14 protein-coding genes are annotated in these 16,897 nt (G+C 59.0%); 12 read left to right on the top strand and 2 right to left on the bottom strand.

Features of this window, described 5'->3' with window-relative positions:
* Positions 1-47: 47 nt before the first annotated feature.
* The 7 genes from nuoL to CHN51_RS16885 are packed head-to-tail and all read left to right on the top strand — an operon-like array spanning position 48 to position 8,473.
* Entirely contained in the window at positions 48-2,051 is a 2,004-nt protein-coding gene (gene nuoL, locus CHN51_RS16915) for an NADH-quinone oxidoreductase subunit L (RefSeq protein ID WP_100095066.1), read from the top strand.
* The gene (locus CHN51_RS16910) at positions 2,051-3,589 is read left to right on the top strand and encodes an NADH-quinone oxidoreductase subunit M (protein WP_100095065.1); all 1,539 of its coding nucleotides are present in this window, start codon (positions 2,051-2,053) and stop codon (positions 3,587-3,589) included. The genes nuoL and CHN51_RS16910 overlap by 1 nt, the downstream gene beginning before the upstream one ends.
* Positions 3,589-5,043: an NADH-quinone oxidoreductase subunit NuoN gene (nuoN, locus tag CHN51_RS16905; RefSeq protein WP_100095064.1), complete on the top strand. Its 1,455-nt coding sequence runs from the start codon at positions 3,589-3,591 to the stop codon at positions 5,041-5,043. The genes CHN51_RS16910 and nuoN overlap by 1 nt, the downstream gene beginning before the upstream one ends.
* Positions 4,962-5,753 (top strand): biotin--[acetyl-CoA-carboxylase] ligase, encoded by a 792-nt coding sequence (locus CHN51_RS16900; RefSeq protein WP_346426345.1) that lies wholly within the window; start codon positions 4,962-4,964, stop codon positions 5,751-5,753. Before nuoN ends, CHN51_RS16900 begins: the two co-directional genes overlap by 82 nt.
* Before the next feature lie 15 nt (positions 5,754-5,768).
* The gene (locus CHN51_RS16895) at positions 5,769-6,551 is read left to right on the top strand and encodes a type III pantothenate kinase (protein ID WP_100095062.1); all 783 of its coding nucleotides are present in this window, start codon (positions 5,769-5,771) and stop codon (positions 6,549-6,551) included.
* The gene (locus CHN51_RS16890) at positions 6,548-8,188 is read left to right on the top strand and encodes a ribonuclease J (RefSeq protein WP_100095061.1); all 1,641 of its coding nucleotides are present in this window, start codon (positions 6,548-6,550) and stop codon (positions 8,186-8,188) included. The genes CHN51_RS16895 and CHN51_RS16890 overlap by 4 nt, the downstream gene beginning before the upstream one ends.
* A gap of 6 nt (positions 8,189-8,194) precedes the next feature.
* Positions 8,195-8,473 carry a DUF1467 family protein gene (locus CHN51_RS16885; protein WP_100095060.1) on the top strand — a complete coding sequence of 93 codons (279 nt, stop codon included), beginning with the start codon at positions 8,195-8,197 and terminating at the stop codon, positions 8,471-8,473.
* Between the two features lie 10 nt (positions 8,474-8,483).
* Here CHN51_RS16885 and CHN51_RS16880 read toward each other — a convergent pair whose 3' ends face one another.
* Positions 8,484-10,820, bottom strand: coding sequence for a hypothetical protein (locus CHN51_RS16880; RefSeq protein WP_123906347.1), 2,337 nt, complete (start codon positions 10,818-10,820; stop codon positions 8,484-8,486).
* A 69-nt stretch (positions 10,821-10,889) separates the two neighbouring features.
* Between CHN51_RS16880 and CHN51_RS16875 the strand changes: the two genes are divergently transcribed.
* The 5 genes from CHN51_RS16875 to CHN51_RS16855 all read left to right on the top strand — a co-directional run bounded on the left by CHN51_RS16875 (position 10,890) and on the right by CHN51_RS16855 (position 15,565).
* Positions 10,890-11,198: an Hpt domain-containing protein gene (locus tag CHN51_RS16875; protein ID WP_100095058.1), complete on the top strand. Its 309-nt coding sequence runs from the start codon at positions 10,890-10,892 to the stop codon at positions 11,196-11,198.
* Positions 11,199-11,326: 128 nt separating this feature from the next.
* Complete coding sequence (locus CHN51_RS16870; protein ID WP_100095057.1) at positions 11,327-11,734, top strand: hypothetical protein; 408 nt, start codon at positions 11,327-11,329, stop codon at positions 11,732-11,734.
* A gap of 115 nt (positions 11,735-11,849) precedes the next feature.
* Positions 11,850-13,055, top strand: a complete 1,206-nt coding sequence (locus CHN51_RS16865; RefSeq protein ID WP_100095056.1) for a hypothetical protein — start codon at positions 11,850-11,852, stop codon at positions 13,053-13,055.
* Positions 13,056-13,127: 72 nt separating this feature from the next.
* On the top strand, positions 13,128-14,168 hold the full coding sequence (locus tag CHN51_RS16860; protein ID WP_100095055.1) for a hypothetical protein: 1,041 nt from the start codon (positions 13,128-13,130) through the stop codon (positions 14,166-14,168).
* Positions 14,165-15,565, top strand: coding sequence for a HAMP domain-containing sensor histidine kinase (locus CHN51_RS16855; protein ID WP_100095054.1), 1,401 nt, complete (start codon positions 14,165-14,167; stop codon positions 15,563-15,565). The genes CHN51_RS16860 and CHN51_RS16855 overlap by 4 nt, the downstream gene beginning before the upstream one ends.
* Positions 15,566-15,610: 45 nt before the next feature.
* Here CHN51_RS16855 and CHN51_RS16850 read toward each other — a convergent pair whose 3' ends face one another.
* Entirely contained in the window at positions 15,611-16,894 is a 1,284-nt protein-coding gene (locus tag CHN51_RS16850) for a citrate synthase (protein WP_100095053.1), read from the bottom strand.
* Positions 16,895-16,897: the final 3 nt, after the last annotated feature.

The following is a 16,897-nucleotide window of genomic DNA, read 5'->3' as shown; positions in this document are numbered from 1 at the left end:
CCGTCCATACTTCGACAAGCTCAGCACGAACGGCTCCGGGGGCAAGCGTGAACAGTATCACCCTCATAGTATTCCTGCCGCTGCTGGCAGCGATTGTCGCAGGGTTCGGCAATCGCGTGATCGGCAATGTGCCGGCCAAGATCGTCACCACGGGCGCTTTGTTCACGTCCTGTGCACTCAGCTGGCCGATATTCCTCGGCTTTCTGAGCGGGGCAAATAGCGCCGAAGTTGTGCCGGTCCTGACCTGGCTGATCTCCGGCGACCTGCAATTTGACTGGGCGCTGCGCGTTGATACGCTGACCGCCGTAATGCTGGTGGTGGTAACCACCGTGTCCGCGCTCGTGCATCTCTATAGCTGGGGCTATATGGACGAAGATCCGGACCAGCCGCGTTTCTTCGCCTATCTGTCTCTGTTCACCTTCGCCATGCTGATGCTGGTGACCGCCGACAATCTCGTCCAGATGTTCTTCGGCTGGGAAGGCGTGGGACTGGCCTCCTATCTGCTGATCGGTTTCTGGTTCAAGAAGCCGAGCGCGAACGCCGCGGCGATCAAGGCTTTTGTCGTCAACCGCGTGGGTGATCTTGGCTTCATGCTCGGCATCTTCGCGACGTTCCTGGTCTTCGGGACGGTCTCGATTCCCGAAATCCTCGAAGCTGCACCGGGAATGGCCGGATCGACCATCACCTTTGCCGGCATGCGCCTCGACACGATGACCATCATCTGTTTGCTGCTGTTTGTCGGCGCGATGGGCAAATCCGCGCAGCTGGGTCTGCACACATGGTTGCCGGACGCGATGGAAGGGCCGACCCCTGTGTCGGCGCTGATCCACGCTGCAACCATGGTCACGGCCGGCGTCTTCATGGTTTGCCGCCTGTCGCCGATGTTCGAAACCAGCGATGTCGCCTTGACCGTTGTCACCATTGTCGGCGCTTGCACCGCGATATTCGCCGCGACCGTCGGCCTCGTCCAGAATGATATCAAGCGGGTGATCGCTTATTCGACCTGTTCGCAGCTCGGCTATATGTTCTTCGCCGCCGGTGTGGGCGCGTATAATGTCGCGATGTTCCACCTGTTCACCCACGCCTTTTTCAAGGCGTTGCTGTTCCTCGGCGCCGGTTCGGTGATCCACGCGATGCATCACGAACAGGACATGCGCTATTATGGCGGCCTGCGGAAAGAAATCCCGCTGACCTTCTGGGCGATGATGGCCGGTACGCTGGCGATCACCGGTGTCGGCATTTACTGGCTGCACGCGGGCTTTGCCGGCTTCCACTCCAAGGACGCGATCATCGAGGCGGCCTTTGCCTCGGGCACCGAAACCGGCCAGTTCGCCTTCTTCATCGGCGTGCTCGCGGCGCTGCTGACCAGCTTCTACAGCTGGCGCCTGATGTTCCTGACCTTCTGGGGCAAGCCGCGCTGGATCCAGTCCGAGCATATCCAGCACAGCGTGCACAAGACACCCGAAGAAGCCGGCGCCGACCAGACCGGTGGCTATCACCCGCATGAAAGTCCGTTATCTATGCTGATTCCTCTCGGCGTTCTCTCCGTCGGTGCTGTCTTTGCCGGCTTTGTGTTCAGCCATGCTTTCATCGACGATGGCGCGTTCTGGAACGGCTCCATTGCCTATGACGCCGGCCTGATGCACGCGATGCACGAAGTGCCGCTGTGGGTGAAATTGTCGGCTACGGTGGCCATGCTCACCGGTCTCGCAACCGCCTATTTCATGTATTTCCGCGGAACCGACCGTCCGGCAAGACTGGCCGCGACCTTCAGCCCGCTCTACAATTTCTTCTTCAACAAATGGTATTTCGACGAGCTGTATAATCTGATCTTCATCCGTCCCGCCTTCTGGCTGGGCCGGAAATTCTGGAAGACCGGTGACGAGGGCACGATCGACCGCTTCGGCCCCAATGGTATCGCTTCGGTGATCGCCAGCGGCTCCGGCGTGATGAAACGCTTCCAGAGCGGCTATCTCTACAGCTATGCGCTTGTCATGCTGCTCGGTCTCGCGGCCGCAGCGACCTGGATTATCGTGCGGGGAGCCAGCTAATGAACCAGCTCGATTTTCCGATCCTGTCGCTGATGATGGGCCTGCCGATGCTGGCAGCGATCATCTGCCTGTTCCTCAACGCGCAAGCCGCGCGCTGGCTGGCGCTTGTGACGACACTCGTCCTTTTCGGCCTCGGCGTGGTTCTCTGGGCCAATTACGATATCGGCGGTCCGCAATGGCAATATGTCGAGCGGTCCGATCTGTTCGGCAATTTCGCCTGGGCGCTGGGTATCGACGGCATTTCGATGATGCTGATCATGCTCACCGTGTTCCTGATGCCGATCTGTATCGGTGCCAGCTGGGAATCGATCCAGACAAGGGTCGGCGAATATATGGCGGCTTTCCTGTTCATGGAGGTGCTGATGATCGGCGTCTTCGCAGCGCAGGATATCTTCCTCTTCTACATTCTCTTCGAAGCCGGCCTGATCCCGATGTATCTGATCATCGGCATCTGGGGCGGGGCGAACCGGATCTACGCCAGCTATAAATTCTTCCTCTATACGTTGCTCGGCTCGGTGGTGATGCTGATCGCGATGCTGTGGATGGTGCAGGATGCCGGAACCAGCGACATTCCGACCCTGCTCAACTATGATTTCGCGCCCGAGGCACAGACATGGCTCTGGCTGGCCTTCTTCGCCAGCTTCGCGGTCAAGATGCCGATGTGGCCGGTCCACACCTGGCTGCCCGACGCGCACGTTCAGGCACCGACCGCCGGTTCGGTTATTTTGGCTGGCGTATTGCTGAAAATGGGCGGTTATGGCTTCCTGCGCTTCTCGCTGCCAATGTTCCCCGAAGCGTCCGAGCAGTTCATCTGGCTGGTCTTCGCGCTGTCGATGGTGGCCGTGGTCTACACGTCTCTCGTCGCGCTGGTGCAGCAGGATATGAAGAAGCTGATCGCTTATAGTTCGGTCGCTCATATGGCGATTGTCACGCTCGGTCTGTTCGCCTTCAACCGTCAGGGCATCGAGGGCGCGGTCATCGTCATGCTGAGCCATGGTCTGGTATCGGGCGCGCTCTTCCTTTGCGTTGGCGTCATCTACGACCGGCTGCATACGCGTGAAATCGACCGTTACGGCGGGCTGGCGATCAATATGCCGAAATATGCGATTCTCTTCATGCTGTTTACCATGGCGTCGATCGGTCTGCCGGGCACCAGCGGTTTCGTTGGCGAATTTCTCTCGCTGGTCGGCCTCTACAAGGTCAACAGCTGGGTTACGCTGGTCGCCACCACGGGGATCATCCTCGGCGCCGGCTATATGCTTTATCTTTATCGCCGCGTTGCCTTCGGCGAGCTTGTTCACGAGGACGTCAAGGCGATGCCGGATCTGTCCGCGCGGGAAATGGCGCTGCTCGCGCCAATCGCCGCTGCCGTGATGTGGATGGGTGTCTATCCCGAAAGCTTCATGGCACCGATCCGCGGTGACGTCGGCGCGCTGGTTGCGCGTATTGATCGCGCGGCTCCGGAAGGCGATGCGCATCTTAAGATGGGAGAGGCCAAGGCCGTCACCCAGGACCATGTTCAAGGGGAGGCCCACTGATGGATATCGGAAATTCCCTGTATCTGGTTGCACCGGAAGTATTTCTCACGATCTCCAGCCTGATCCTGCTGCTGGTTGCCGCCTGGGGCGGTGAAAAATCCGCGCGTCTGGTGACGATATTGTCGGCAGCAGCGCTGTTCGGCGCATCGATCCTGTTGATGGTTCTGGCCCATATGCCCGAATTCAAGGACGGCGTATTCGCCTTCGAGGGCCAATATCGCATGGATGCCTTCGGCAGCACCGCGAAATTCCTGATTTATCTGGCCGCGATCGTCTCGCTGATGGTTGCGCCGCGCTTCTTCCAGGCCGGCGGAAAATATCGCCCGGAATATCCGATCCTGATCCTCTTTGCCTGCGTCGGCATGGGGATGATGGTGTCGGCGACCGACATGATGACGCTCTATATCGGTCTCGAACTGAACAGCCTGTCGGCTTATGTTCTGGCCAGCTTCATCCGCACCGACGTGCGCTCTTCCGAAGCGGGTCTGAAATATTTCGTGCTGGGCGCGTTGGCCAGCGGTATGCTGCTCTTCGGTATTTCTCTGGTCTACGGCTTTGCCGGCTCAACCAGCTTCGCGGTGATTGGCGAGACGCTGAACGGCGATCTGTCCACCGGTCCGCTGATCGGTCTGGTACTGGTCCTGTCGGGACTGGCGTTCAAGATCAGCGCCGTGCCGTTCCACATGTGGACGCCGGATGTCTATGAAGGCGCGCCGACGCCGGTCAGCACTTTCTTTGCCAGCGCGCCGAAAGTGGCCGCAGTGGCGCTGACCGCGCGGGTCATTATCGACGCTTTTGGCGGCCAGACTTCGGCCTGGCAGCAGATCATCGTCTTTGTCGCGCTCGCCTCGATCATCCTCGGTGCGGTTGCCGCGATCGGACAGCAGAATATCAAGCGGCTGCTGGCCTATAGCTCGATCAACAATGTCGGCTTTCTGCTGATCGGCCTCGCTGCCGGTACGCCGGAAGGTATTTCGGCGATGATGTTCTATCTTGCCATCTATGTCGCGATGACGCTGGGCAGCTTTATCTGCGTGCTGGAAATGCGCGACAAGGACGGCAGGCCGCTGGAAAGCCTCTCGAGCCTCGCCGGACTGTCCCAGACGCGTCCCGGTCTGGCTGCTGCTTTTGCCGTGTTCATGTTCTCGCTTGCCGGCATCCCGCCGCTCTTCGGTTTCTGGGGCAAGTTCCTGGTCTTTGATGCAGCTGTTGCCGCCGGCATGTTGCCGCTCGCGGTGATCGGTATCGCCGCATCGGTGATCGGCGCCTTTTACTATATCAAGGTCGTCAAGATCATCTATTTCGATGATCCGTCGGGCGAGATTGTCGCGACCGGGCACAAGACCGAGAACGGGCTGATCGCGCTCATGGCATTGTTTGTCTCTCCGCTTGGCTATCTGGCAATCCCGCTCATGGCGCCGATTACCAACGCCGCCGCGGCGTCGCTTTTCTGACTATATTCGTAGAGACTGTTGCCGAAACCGCATCGACCAATGCGGATGTGAAGGCGCTGGCCCTGAGCGGCAGCGCGCCGGAAGGATTCTGGTTGCGCGCGGAGACACAGACCGGCGGGGTAGGGCGCCGTGGCCGCAAATGGGAAAGTCCGAAAGGCAATCTCTTCTGCAGCACCGTCGTGGATATGCGACCGGGCGACCCGGAGCCGTCCTCTTTGTCTTTCGTTGCGGGACTGGCGGTTCACGCCGCCATTCGTCATTTTCTGCCGGATGTGCCGATGCTGCTCAAATGGCCCAATGATGTGCTCGTATCGGACGCCAAGATCTGCGGCATATTGCTGGAGCGAGTGAAGGAACAGGTGGTCGTCGGCATCGGCGTCAATGTCGCGCAGGCCCCGCAGGTCGAAGGACGGGCCGTGACCAGCCTGAAAAAGGAAGGCGCGGTGGTGGACGCCATTGGTTTTCTTGACCAGCTGTCGAGAGAATTTGAAAATTGGGTGAAGCTTTGGCGGGAAGCCGGTCTGGCGCACATATTAAGCGAATGGCAGGCCTTGGCGCATCCCGTCGGAATGACCGTGACGACCAGCGACGATGGCGGTGACAAGATCAGTGGCGAATTTGCCGGACTGACCGTCGACGGCGCGCTGCGCTTGAGAAAAGCCGACGGAACGCTTATCGCAATACGCGCCGGTGATATTTCCATCGGATAAAGAGAAGAGTCGCTTATGCTATTGGCCATAGACGCCGGAAATACCAATGTCGTGTTCGCCCTGTTTGACGGCGACGACATTCGGGCGCGCTGGCGGATCGCCACCGATGCCCGTCGCACGGCGGACGAATATGTCGTCTGGCTCAGGCAGCTGCTGGAGCTGGAAGGGCTGGAACTGGGCGCCGTCGATGCGGTGATCATCGGCACCGTTGTCCCGCGCGCGCTGCATAACCTGACCGTTCTCTCGGAAAAATATTTCGGTGTCACTCCGCTGGTCGCGGGTCGTGGCGCCGCCCATTGGGGCATCGCCCTGGATGTCGAGCAGCCCGACAGTGTCGGCGCCGACCGCGCGCTCAATGTGATCGCGGCGCACCAGAAATATAAGCAGGATATCGTGATCATCGATTTCGGCACGGCGACCACCTTTGACGTGGCCGATTATGAGGGCGCCTATAAAGGTGGCGTGATCGCGCCCGGCATCAATCTGTCGCTCGACGCGCTGGTCGGAAAGACCGCACAATTGCCGCGTATCGCGCTGGAATCGCCGGAAGATGACAATGTGATCGGCACCACCACCGAAAGCCAGATGCTGATCGGCATTTTCTGGGGCTATGTCGCGATGATCGAAGGGCTGGTGGCGCGGACCAAGGCGCAAATCGGCCGCCCGACGAAAATCATTGCCACCGGCGGACTGGCCGTACTTTTTGACGAACATACAGATGTATTTGACCATCTGGAATCGGACCTGACTCTTCAGGGCCTGCATTTCCTCTATCAGCGAGCAACACACGCTTCATGACAAAAGCTAAAAAAGAACTTCTCTTCCTGGCCCTTGGCGGTTCGGGCGAAATCGGCATGAACGTCAACCTCTATGGTTGTGACGGCAAATGGGTGATGGTCGATCTCGGCATGACCTTTGCCGATTCCAGCTATCCCGGCATTGACCTGATCCTGCCCGATCTCGAATTTATCGAGAAAAATCAGAAGGACCTGCTCGGTATCGTGCTGACTCACGGGCACGAGGATCATATTGGCGCGGTTCCCTATTTCGCCGCTGACCTCGATGTTCCCTTGTTCGCGACCCCTTTCACGGCGGGCCTGATCCGTCGCAAGCTGGAAGAAGTCGGACTGCAAAATGATGTTGAACTCAATATCATCCCGAATGAAGGCAGCTTTGATCTCGGCCCGTTCGGCTTCCGCTATCTGCCGATCGCGCACTCTATTGCCGAAGGCAATGCGATGCTGATCGACACGCCTTATGGCCGGATTTTCCACACCGGTGACTGGAAGCTGGATGACGAGCCGGTGCTTGGCGTGCCGTCCACTCCCGAGGAATTGCAGAAAATAGGCGACGAGGGCGTCCTCGCGATGGTTTGCGATTCGACCAATGTCTTCAACACCAATGCTTCCGGTTCGGAAGGCGAAGTCCGCCGCAATCTGATGCGCGTGGTCGACGAGATCGACACCCGCGTCGTGGTCACGACCTTTGCTTCCAACGCCGCCCGGTTGCAGACCTTGGGCGAGGTTGCCATCCACGCGGGCCGCAAGCTCTGCGTGGCCGGCCGCTCGCTCGACCGGATCATCGAGAATTGCCGCGAAAACGGCTATCTCAAGGACTTCCCGCCGACCGTCGACTTTCAGGAAGCGATGAGTCTGCCGCGAGACAAGGTCATGATCATTGCAACCGGCGGGCAAGGGGAGGCGAGAGCGGCTTTGGGCCGGATTGCCGGCGACAGCCACCAGATCAAGCTTTCAGAGGGCGATCATGTGCTCTTCTCGTCCAAACAGATTCCCGGCAATGAAATCGCCATTGGCCGGATCCAGAACCAGCTGGCGGCCAAGGGCGTCGTCATGATAACCGAGCGCCAGGAGCATATCCACGTCTCGGGCCATCCGGGACAGCCGGAGCTGGCGCAAATGTATGACTGGATCAAACCGGAAATACTCGTCCCGGTCCATGGTGAAATCCGCCATATGAAAACCCAGGCCGCGTTCGGCCTGCAGCACGGCATTCCAAAGGCCATATTCCAGCAGAACGGCGATGTCGTGCGACTGGCGCCCAATGGCCCGAAAATCCTCGGACAGGAACGCACAGGACGGCTTGTCGTCGATGGCGACGTGATCATTCCGGCCGACGGCAAAACCTTGAACGACCGGCGCAAGACCGCGCATAACGGGATGATTTCGGTCGCCATCGGTCTCGATCACAAGGGCAAGATATTTGGACAGCCCGTGCTCAAAATGCACGGCGTGCCGCTCGAGGAAGACGAAGAGGATTTCCTCGACGAGGTCATCGACAAGATCGTCGGAAAATATAGCAAGCCGGTCGGCGATATCGACAAGTTCAACGAAGCGATCCGTCTCTTGGTCCGTCGCAGCGCAACCGAGTGGACGGGCAAAAAGCCGATTGTATCGGTGCTAACCGTGGAGGCATAGCCAACCGTGGAACCCACCTCTATTCTGGCAATTTACATATTGTTCTGGGTGACGGCAGCCTTCATCGTGCTGCCCATCGGCATCCGCAACCATCATGAATCCGGGGTCGAGATGGTGGAGGGACAGGCGGACGGAGCGCCGGCCAATTTCCGGCCGTTGCGCGTGTTGCTGATGACCACCTTGCTGGCGACGGCGGCCTTTGGCTTATTCTATCTCAACTATGCCAATGGCTGGATCACGCTCGACACGATCGATATTTTCAACAGCCGGGAGCGGATGCGCTAGGCGACCGATGCTAGTTGCGCAGGCGCTCGATTGCCTGGGCCAGCGCCACATAGAGCTTACCGACATCTGATGACAGCAGGGTCACGCTGACCGCGCTGCCGTCACGGGTGGCGAGCACGCCGCGCAGCATCGCCTCGAAATCGTGGATATAGCGGTTCACATGCTCGCGGAATTCGTCATTGCCCGAATATTGGGCAAGGATTTCGCGTACTTCCCGGTTGTCGAGCAGGCGAACCGCCCGCCGCGTGAAGATGCCGCGATCGCCTTTCAGATAGGCAGCCCATTCGGTGTCGGTAACATCGTTCGACAGGATTTTCCCGACATCGATCGAGATGGAATTGAGCGATTCCGTAAGCTGCGCCACCCGCCGGGTGAAATTCTCGTCGCTGCTCTGCTCTGCCTTTTCCCGGGCGAAGAGGATGCGCTGTTCCAGCTTGGTGGTCATGTCCTCGATCGCCGCCAGCTGATCGGTGAGATGCGCAGCGGTCGACTGGGTCGTCACCACCGCGCTCGAAACCGCTTGTTCCAGCTTCGGAGCAATCGAGGCGATCTTGTCGTCGATGATCCGGTTCAGCGCCTCTTCGCTCATTTTTTCGAATGTTTCGGTTGAACCCGCGATAGAATTTTCGAGCGCCTGGCGCGAATGTTCGGAAGCCTGCTTGGCGGTCTCTTTCACTCGCAGCAGCGCGCTGATCATTTTCTCGCCCGCGCTTTCGGCCAGCGATTCATTTTGTTCGCGCACGGTCTCTATGGCCTTAGCAATGTCGTCGATCTGTGCGACCAGCGATGTGCTGGTATCCTCGCCCTTGTCGCGCAATTTGCCCAGCAGTTCCTGTTGTTTGGTGATCGAATGGTCGGTCTGGGCCACCTGCTGGGCAACCCTGCCGGCATCTTCCTGTGCCTTGCGAGCTTCGCGGGCGATCTGGCTGTACAGCGACAAGCTTTCCTGCGATTTTTCCGATACCCGTTCGAAAGCCGTCGGCAGGGTCTCGTCCATTTCCCGGGCGCTGCTGTCGAGCGCGACGAGCAATTTCTCCATCCGCTCGATCATCCCGTCAGCCACGGCATAGCCGCTTTCCAGAGACTGTTTCAGAGCATCGCTATTCTGCTCCATGGCGGTCATGGCAAAGGCCAGCTTGGCGGTCTTGTCACCGCTTTCATTGTCCAGATTTGCGAGATTCTCGGCAATGTCGGTGATGTTTCGATCGAGCGTCTCGGCGAGGGTTTTTAGCCGGACTTCTTCCTCATCGGCGATTTTTCCCGCGCTTGCCAACGCGGTTTCCAGCGCATCCAGGTCAGCGCGCATCGCCGATGCGGATTCCGAAGCCTCGGTGGCAAGCTGCGCTCGCGTCTTGTGGATGGCATCGACGGTTTCCGCCGTGGTTTTCCGCATCAGGGTCGCCAGCTGGTTCGATCCGGCTTCTGCTTCCTGCAACTGCTCGGTGAGGCTGGCCTTGATCCGTTCGGCCTCGACGGCAAGATTTTCGACCGACCGGGTGGACTTGCCGGTCAGGGCGGTGAGGCTTTGCTCGGCCGCGGTGCCGACTTCGCCGATTTTCTTGAGCGTGGCAACCATCGCCGACATTTCGGTCTGGGCGGTGCGTCCGGCATTGCCGATCTGGTTGGTCACATCCTTCGCTGTGTTGATCACCACCGGCAGATGTTCGCGCAACTGCTCGAGATTCTTGTAGGCGGCGCCACCGACATCATCCAGTTTCTGCATCTTGCCCAGCCCGTCATCCAGCGACTTACGGATCAGGCCAGCAGCTGTGGTAAGCTTGCCCGAAGACTGTTCGCCGAGAAACTCCAGTTCCCGGCTTTCCTGACTGAGAAATTCCCGGGCGACGCTGAGCTCGTTATTGACGGTCTTCAAACGGGCTTCGAGCAATTCGGATTCAGTACGCAGTGAAAGGCCGACATCGGCAAAGCGACCGGCTTCACGGGTGCTGTTACGCATGTAGAGAAGATAGGCAATGCCCAGCGTGGCAATAGGCAGGCACCATTGGGTCAACAGGTCTATCCCCGCCTTGGGGGTTATCGATGTTGTAAAAATGTCGCGGTTTGCCCACAGGAAAAATCCGGTCCAGCAGAGCCCGATCATGGTTAACAGCAGCAGCGGAATGAAGCGGGCGCGGGCAGGGGCAGAAGCCGTCTCATCGGCATATTCGTCCCATTGCCCGGCCGGCGATTCATCGCCATTTTCGTGATATTCCTCAGAAAAATCAGGCTGTTCCGATGCCTGTTCGGGCACGTCACTTTCGCCGCCTGCGGTTGCTGCTGTCTGGTCGTCGCCGGCACTTTCGTCGCGGTCGCGCCACATCCCGATTATCTTAGATTCACCTGCCATGGGGACTATTTAACACAATATCGGGTCATAGAAACCATAAGTTAACCATATTGCGTGTAAACGGCAGGAATGTCATTTGATTATGGAGCTTTGGATGCCGCTCTGACGGCCGCGGTGGGGGATGATCAACCCCTTATCGCGGAATTGCGCGCGGCATTTCTGGAGAGCGCAAAACGGCAAGTCGATTTGCTTGGAAGAGCCCGTTGCGATGCCAATTGGGAATATGCCGCCTGGCGTCTGAAAGGATTGGCCGCGAGCTTCTCTGCGACCAAAATTCTCCAGCTCGCCGACGAGGCAGCCCATAGCGCTCCGGGCGATCCGGTCATCCTGCAGAAACTGGAACGCGCCGTTTCAGCGGTCGAAGCGCACCGGGACTGATTTTCCGGCTCCGGCGTGTCGAGTTCGTCGGCGTCGCTGGAATATCGGGAAATGTCACGGGCCCGGTTTTCGCTTCCGCCCCGGTTGCAGATATTGCCCAGCCCGCATCTCTCAGTTATGAAGGCCCAATGAAATATGCGAAGATAGTCCTCGCTGCACTTGCTTTGGTCTTGTTTGGCTGGTGGCTCCTTCTTGAGAACTTGATCATCGCAGATCCGGGGCATGTGTCTGGTTATATACAGCTTGCATCTTGGCTTCTCATGGCGGTTCTAACCATTTTGGAATGGAAGAATGGGCGCTCCAGCGACCACAAAGAACCTTCTGCTGCTTGGAGTGGCACTTGGATTGTGCTGGCAACCGGCGGGGCAGCGATTATATTCCTTGCCAATGACTACTCATCCAAAGGCGATCTACAACTGTTCCTGGCCATCGCAGTTCTGACGGCGGGCGCTGCCTTACTGGTATATCGGTTCGCTAGTCGGCACGAAAACGAAATCGGGGAAGCGCGGTTTAATGCGCATCTGAACGACCGCTAATCATCCAGAAGCAAACTCCAACCGAAACATTTCTGATTATCGCTTGGCATGTCCCGATGCCACCATATATGGGCAGGAACATTCTTCCTTTTCTCCGTTCGGGACCCGAAAACTTGTGAAACTGGCTCTGATTTCTCTGGCAAAAGACGATCTCGACGGACAGGGGCCCATCGCCCTGTTGCCGTTGTTCGCCGGCACGTTGCTCGATTTGCAGATCCAGGCCGCGCAGCGCTTCGGCTGTGAAAAATTCATCTTTCTCTGCCCGGTCACCCACGGCGCGCTGCTGCAGAAAATCGACGCGATGAAGCAACAGGGGCTGGATGCGGAATATGTCCGCAGCCCCAGTGATCTCGTCCAATATGCCAGCGAACAGGACCATATCGTCTATATTGCCGACGGTATCATTCCCAATGAAGAGATCGTCAGTCAGCTGAGCGGGGCTCCGCAGGAATTGCTGTTCACCGTGCTGCATGCCGAGGAATATCAGGAATTCGAGCGCATTGATCTGAACCAGCGCTGGCTTGGCATAGTCTCGCTCAATGCAGCGCGTCTGGTGGCCATGATCGATATTCCGGACGAATGGGAGATCGGGTCGGCGCTGCTGCGGACCGCGGTTCAGGCCGATTGTCCGCGCGCGATCATCTCGGACCGGCGAATGGGTGCGGGGGCGATTTCCCATATCCAGAGCGCACTCAGTGCGACGCAATATACGCGACGCAAGCTCAAGGAAATGCCTGCGGAAAAGGACAATTTCCTGAACCGCTTCCTGTTGCGGCCCCTGATCAAAAGCAGTCTTCCCCGTCTGTGGAGCAGAAGGGCCGCGCCGCAATATCTGCAGATATTTGCGCTGGTTGCCGGACTTTCCGGTATCGGACTGGCGGCTTTCGGCTATGCGATCGCAGCGCTTGCGCTGCTGTTTTTCGGCAGTGCCGCCCAATTTGCCCGGACCACGATGCGGCAGTTCGACGGCGTCGCCAAATTTCGGGACTGGACAGCAATCGCGCTCGATCTGGTCGTGGCCAGCGGCGTTGCCATATTGCTGGTGCAGGCATCCGATGCGGTCACCCTGATGCCGAATATCGTTATTTTTGCATTGCTGCTCGCGCATCTGCTGCTGCTCAGGAGCGCACCCGGGCCTGTCCGGTTCGCGCTCACTCGGCCGGATATGCGGCTGGTCCTGCTGCTCCTGCTCGTCGCCGCGATTTTCGGACCGATCAGCTATGGCATTTATGCTGCGGCGCTCTACTCTGGCCTGTCGCTCCTTCTCGACCGCTTTCCGGCCGGAAAATTGCCGGATTCATCCAGTCGGCAGAGCGAATAGCGGAATATTCGACTTAGCGGCTTGTTAACCACATTAGGGTACGGCCTAGCTATGGCACAGCGAGTTTTTCCGATGGATCGAAGCAAGCACAACGATATTGTCCGCCGCGCGAGCGCGATGGCCGACAAAGCCTCGTTCGTGGCGGATGATTTTGCGCAGGCCCTTTTTCCGAAAACCGAAGTCATATTCAACGACCGCATGCGCTCCAATGCCCAGCAATATCTGCGCAGCGTCGTCGAGCAGATTGAAAAACGCATCTGCACTATCGTGACCGGGGATCTGGGCGTCAGCCATGACCTGTTGCTCGGTATCGCGCAACGCGGCAACGGGCAAAGCTTCGCGATGCTGGAACAATCCGGACTGCTGAAGACATCGGAAATCGTCCGCCATCTGTTCGTCAAGACTCAGCAGAGCGAACTCGCGGCGCGATTGCTGCAGAAAATTTCGCAGGAAGATCTCGAATCCACCTTGACCCGGCATCTCGATCACGCGGACCCCGCCGTTGCCAAGGCGGCGATGGGACTGCTTGTCGCCCAATCCAAAACCACCGGCGCCACCGGTGAAATTGCGGCGAGTCTGGCCGATCTGTCACCGGAAATCGCCTATGCCTTCGCCTGGCCGATCACCGCCGCTCTTGTCAGACGTTCCGGTTTTTCCGGCCCGCAGCTGCAGCAGGCAACCGAACGGCTGCTCGCTGCACATGACGAAAGTGCCGGCGTGGCGCGCAAGGCCGAGCGGCTGGCGCAGCTGCTCGACCAGTCCGGCGGCGAGAATATATCCGTGCCCCATCCGATGAGAGACGGTCTGACGTTATTTATCGCGCGGCTGGCCCGGCAATCGGGCCTGACCAGCGATCAGATTGTCGCCTTTACCGCCGAGCCCGATATGGCGCGGCTCGTCGTGGTCATGCGGGCGGCGGATTTTCCGGTTCAGGAAGCCTTGTCGATTTTTGCCGCACTCGACGGCGGCGACCATATCCTGACCGGGGCCACCTATGGCGAGACCGACCGGGACCGCTGCCAGACCCTGGTCACCCGCTGGGCCTCCCCCGAGGCCTTCCAGAATGCCGAACGGCTGCTTTCCGATGATTTTCCGGGCAGTCCCGGTAAATGAGCACGGATCGCAAATTGACCGAGCCGGTGCTGGGGCAGGTGGATGTCGACGGATTGCTTCTGTCGGCCGACCCGCTGCTCATGCGGCTCCATCTGCGCTGCGGCGGTAGAGAAGGCGGTCCGCTGGCCGTGCCCGAACTGGCTGAATTGTGCCGTCTCAGTCGGCGACTTGGCATGAATCTCTCGCGTCCAGTGCAGGCATCGGATGACGAATCCCGCATTGAAATGTGGGTGGAAACACGTCTGGCCGTGCCGGAGAAGGCAGAGGCTCTCAATCTTTCGATCATCGACTGGAAGGAATATTCGCACGAAGAGAGCGAGAAAAGCGATCCGTCGCGTGAACGGGACTTTGACCGGCTGGAAGGACGCGGCGCGATCCGCACCGATGCGGCGCTGCGCATCATCGCCCAGCAGATGTCGGGCGAGGCGGAGCAGGATTTTGACGTCATCGGCCACTCTTTGCTCGAAATATATGACGTGGTTCCGCCGTCGGCCCATACCGCTTTGCTGGAAGCCGTGGCCGAGCGCCAGCCGATCCGCAATCAGCGCATGCGGCAGAAGAGCGGTGCGGAGCGCCTGTTCGTACTGCAGGGCAATCCGCTGATCGACAAGGCCGGCCTGTTTGCAGGCTACCGCTTTACCGCAACGCCGGCCGACGCGGCGGATCGTCCGTCCTCCAGCGCAACGACAGTAAAAAATGGTGGCGGCAAGCTGATCAGCGACAGTCTGTTCGGGATGCAGCTGGGCCCGGCACTGCGCCAGCCGCTGGGCAAGATTATCGCCAATGCCGAAACGATCAGCAGCAAACTGGAAGGTCCGCTACGCGGAGATTATGCCAGCTATGCCAAGGATATCGCCTCGGCTGGCCGGCACTTGCTCGACCTCGTCAACGATCTGTCTGATCTCGAGGCCATCGAACGGCCCGAATTCACCGTCGCCGGTGACGATATCGATCTGGTGGATCTGGCACACCGCGCAGCCGGCCTGCTGGCGGTCAAGGCGGCTGATCATCACATCCGTATCGATCTGCCCGACGAGAGCGAAAAATGTCCAGCCAGCGGTGAATTCCGCCGGACGCTGCAAATTCTCGTCAATCTGATCGGCAACGCAATCCGCTATTCGCCCGACGGTTCAGTGATAAAGCTGCGCGTGTCCGCCCAAGATGGATTTGCCCGGATCGCCGTCAGCGATCAGGGAGACGGTGTTGCCGCGGAAGACCAGGAACGGATTTTCGAGAAGTTCGAACGTCTCGGCCGCTCCGGCGACGGCGGTAGCGGTCTGGGGCTGTTCATTTCCCGCCGCCTGGCCGGCGCAATGGGCGGCAGCCTGACCGTGGCCAGCGAAGCCGGCGAGGGGGCGACCTTCACCCTGTCCCTGCCGGAACGGAAGCCAGCATAAAAAAGGGGAGCGAAACGCCCCCCTTTTTCCATATTTCGATCAGGATTACCGCTTGTCGATCGGTACATAGTCGCGCTTCGCGGGACCCGTGTACAGCTGACGCGGGCGACCGATACGCTGGCCCGGATCGGAGATCATTTCGTTCCACTGCGCAACCCAGCCGACGGTACGGGCTAGGGCAAAGAGCACGGTGAACATCGAGGTCGGGAAGCCGATCGCCGACAGGATGATGCCCGAGTAGAAATCGACGTTCGGGAACAGCTTCTTGTCGATGAAATAGGGATCGTTGAGCGCCATTTCTTCCAGTTGCAAGGCAACGTCAAAGACGGGGTCCTTGACCTTCAGCGTTTCAAACACTTCGCGAACCGTTTCCTGCATAACCGATGCACGCGGATCGTAATTTTTATATACCCGGTGACCAAAGCCCATCAGGCGGAACGGATCGTCCTTGTCCTTGGCGCGGGCAATATATTCCGGAATGCGATCGGGATGACCAATTTCCTTCAGCATGTTGAGCGCTGCTTCATTGGCGCCGCCATGGGCAGGGCCCCAGAGGCAGGCGATGCCGGCCGCGATGCAGGCAAAGGGGTTGGCGCCCGAGGAACCGGCGAGCCGGACGGTCGAGGTCGACGCGTTCTGTTCGTGATCGGCGTGGAGGATGAAGATCCGGTCCATCGCTTTTTCGATCGCCGGATGCACTTCATATTCCTCGGCGGGAACGCCAAAGGTCATGCGCAGGAAATTGCCGGTGTAGGATAGTTCATTGTCCGGATAGACGAAAGGCTGGCCGATCGAATATTTGTAAGCCATGGCGGCGATGGTCGGCATCTTGGCGACGAGACGGTGGCTGGCGATCATCCGCTGGGCGGGATCGTTGATGTCGGTGCTGTCATGATAGAAAGCCGACAGCGCGCCAACCACGCCGCACATGATCGCCATCGGGTGGGCGTCACGACGGAAGCCCTGATAGAAACCGCGCAACTGTTCGTGCACCATGGTGTGGCGGGTGATCGTGTTGGTGAAGTCGGCATATTCGTCCGCGCTCGGCAATTCGCCGCGCAACAGGAGGTGTGCCACTTCCATGAAGCTGCTCTGTTCGGCAAGCTGTTCGATCGGATAGCCGCGGTGGAGCAAAACGCCTTCGCCGCCGTCGATGAAGGTCAGCTCGGATTCGCAACTGGCGGTCGAGGTGAAGCCGGGGTCATAGGTGAAGGCACCGGTCTGGCCGTATAATTTGCGGATATCAACGACATCGGGGCCCACTGTGCCCGTCAGAACCGGATATTCGAAATTGTCGCCGTTGATGCTGAATTTTGCGTTATCGCCCACGAT

Origin of the sequence: Sphingorhabdus sp. YGSMI21 (assembly GCF_002776575.1) — a bacterium.
Taxonomy (GTDB): Bacteria; Pseudomonadota; Alphaproteobacteria; order Sphingomonadales; family Sphingomonadaceae; genus Parasphingorhabdus.
The sequence above is the reverse complement of the archived record's forward strand: the minus strand, read 5'-3'. Positions and strand labels throughout refer to the sequence as shown.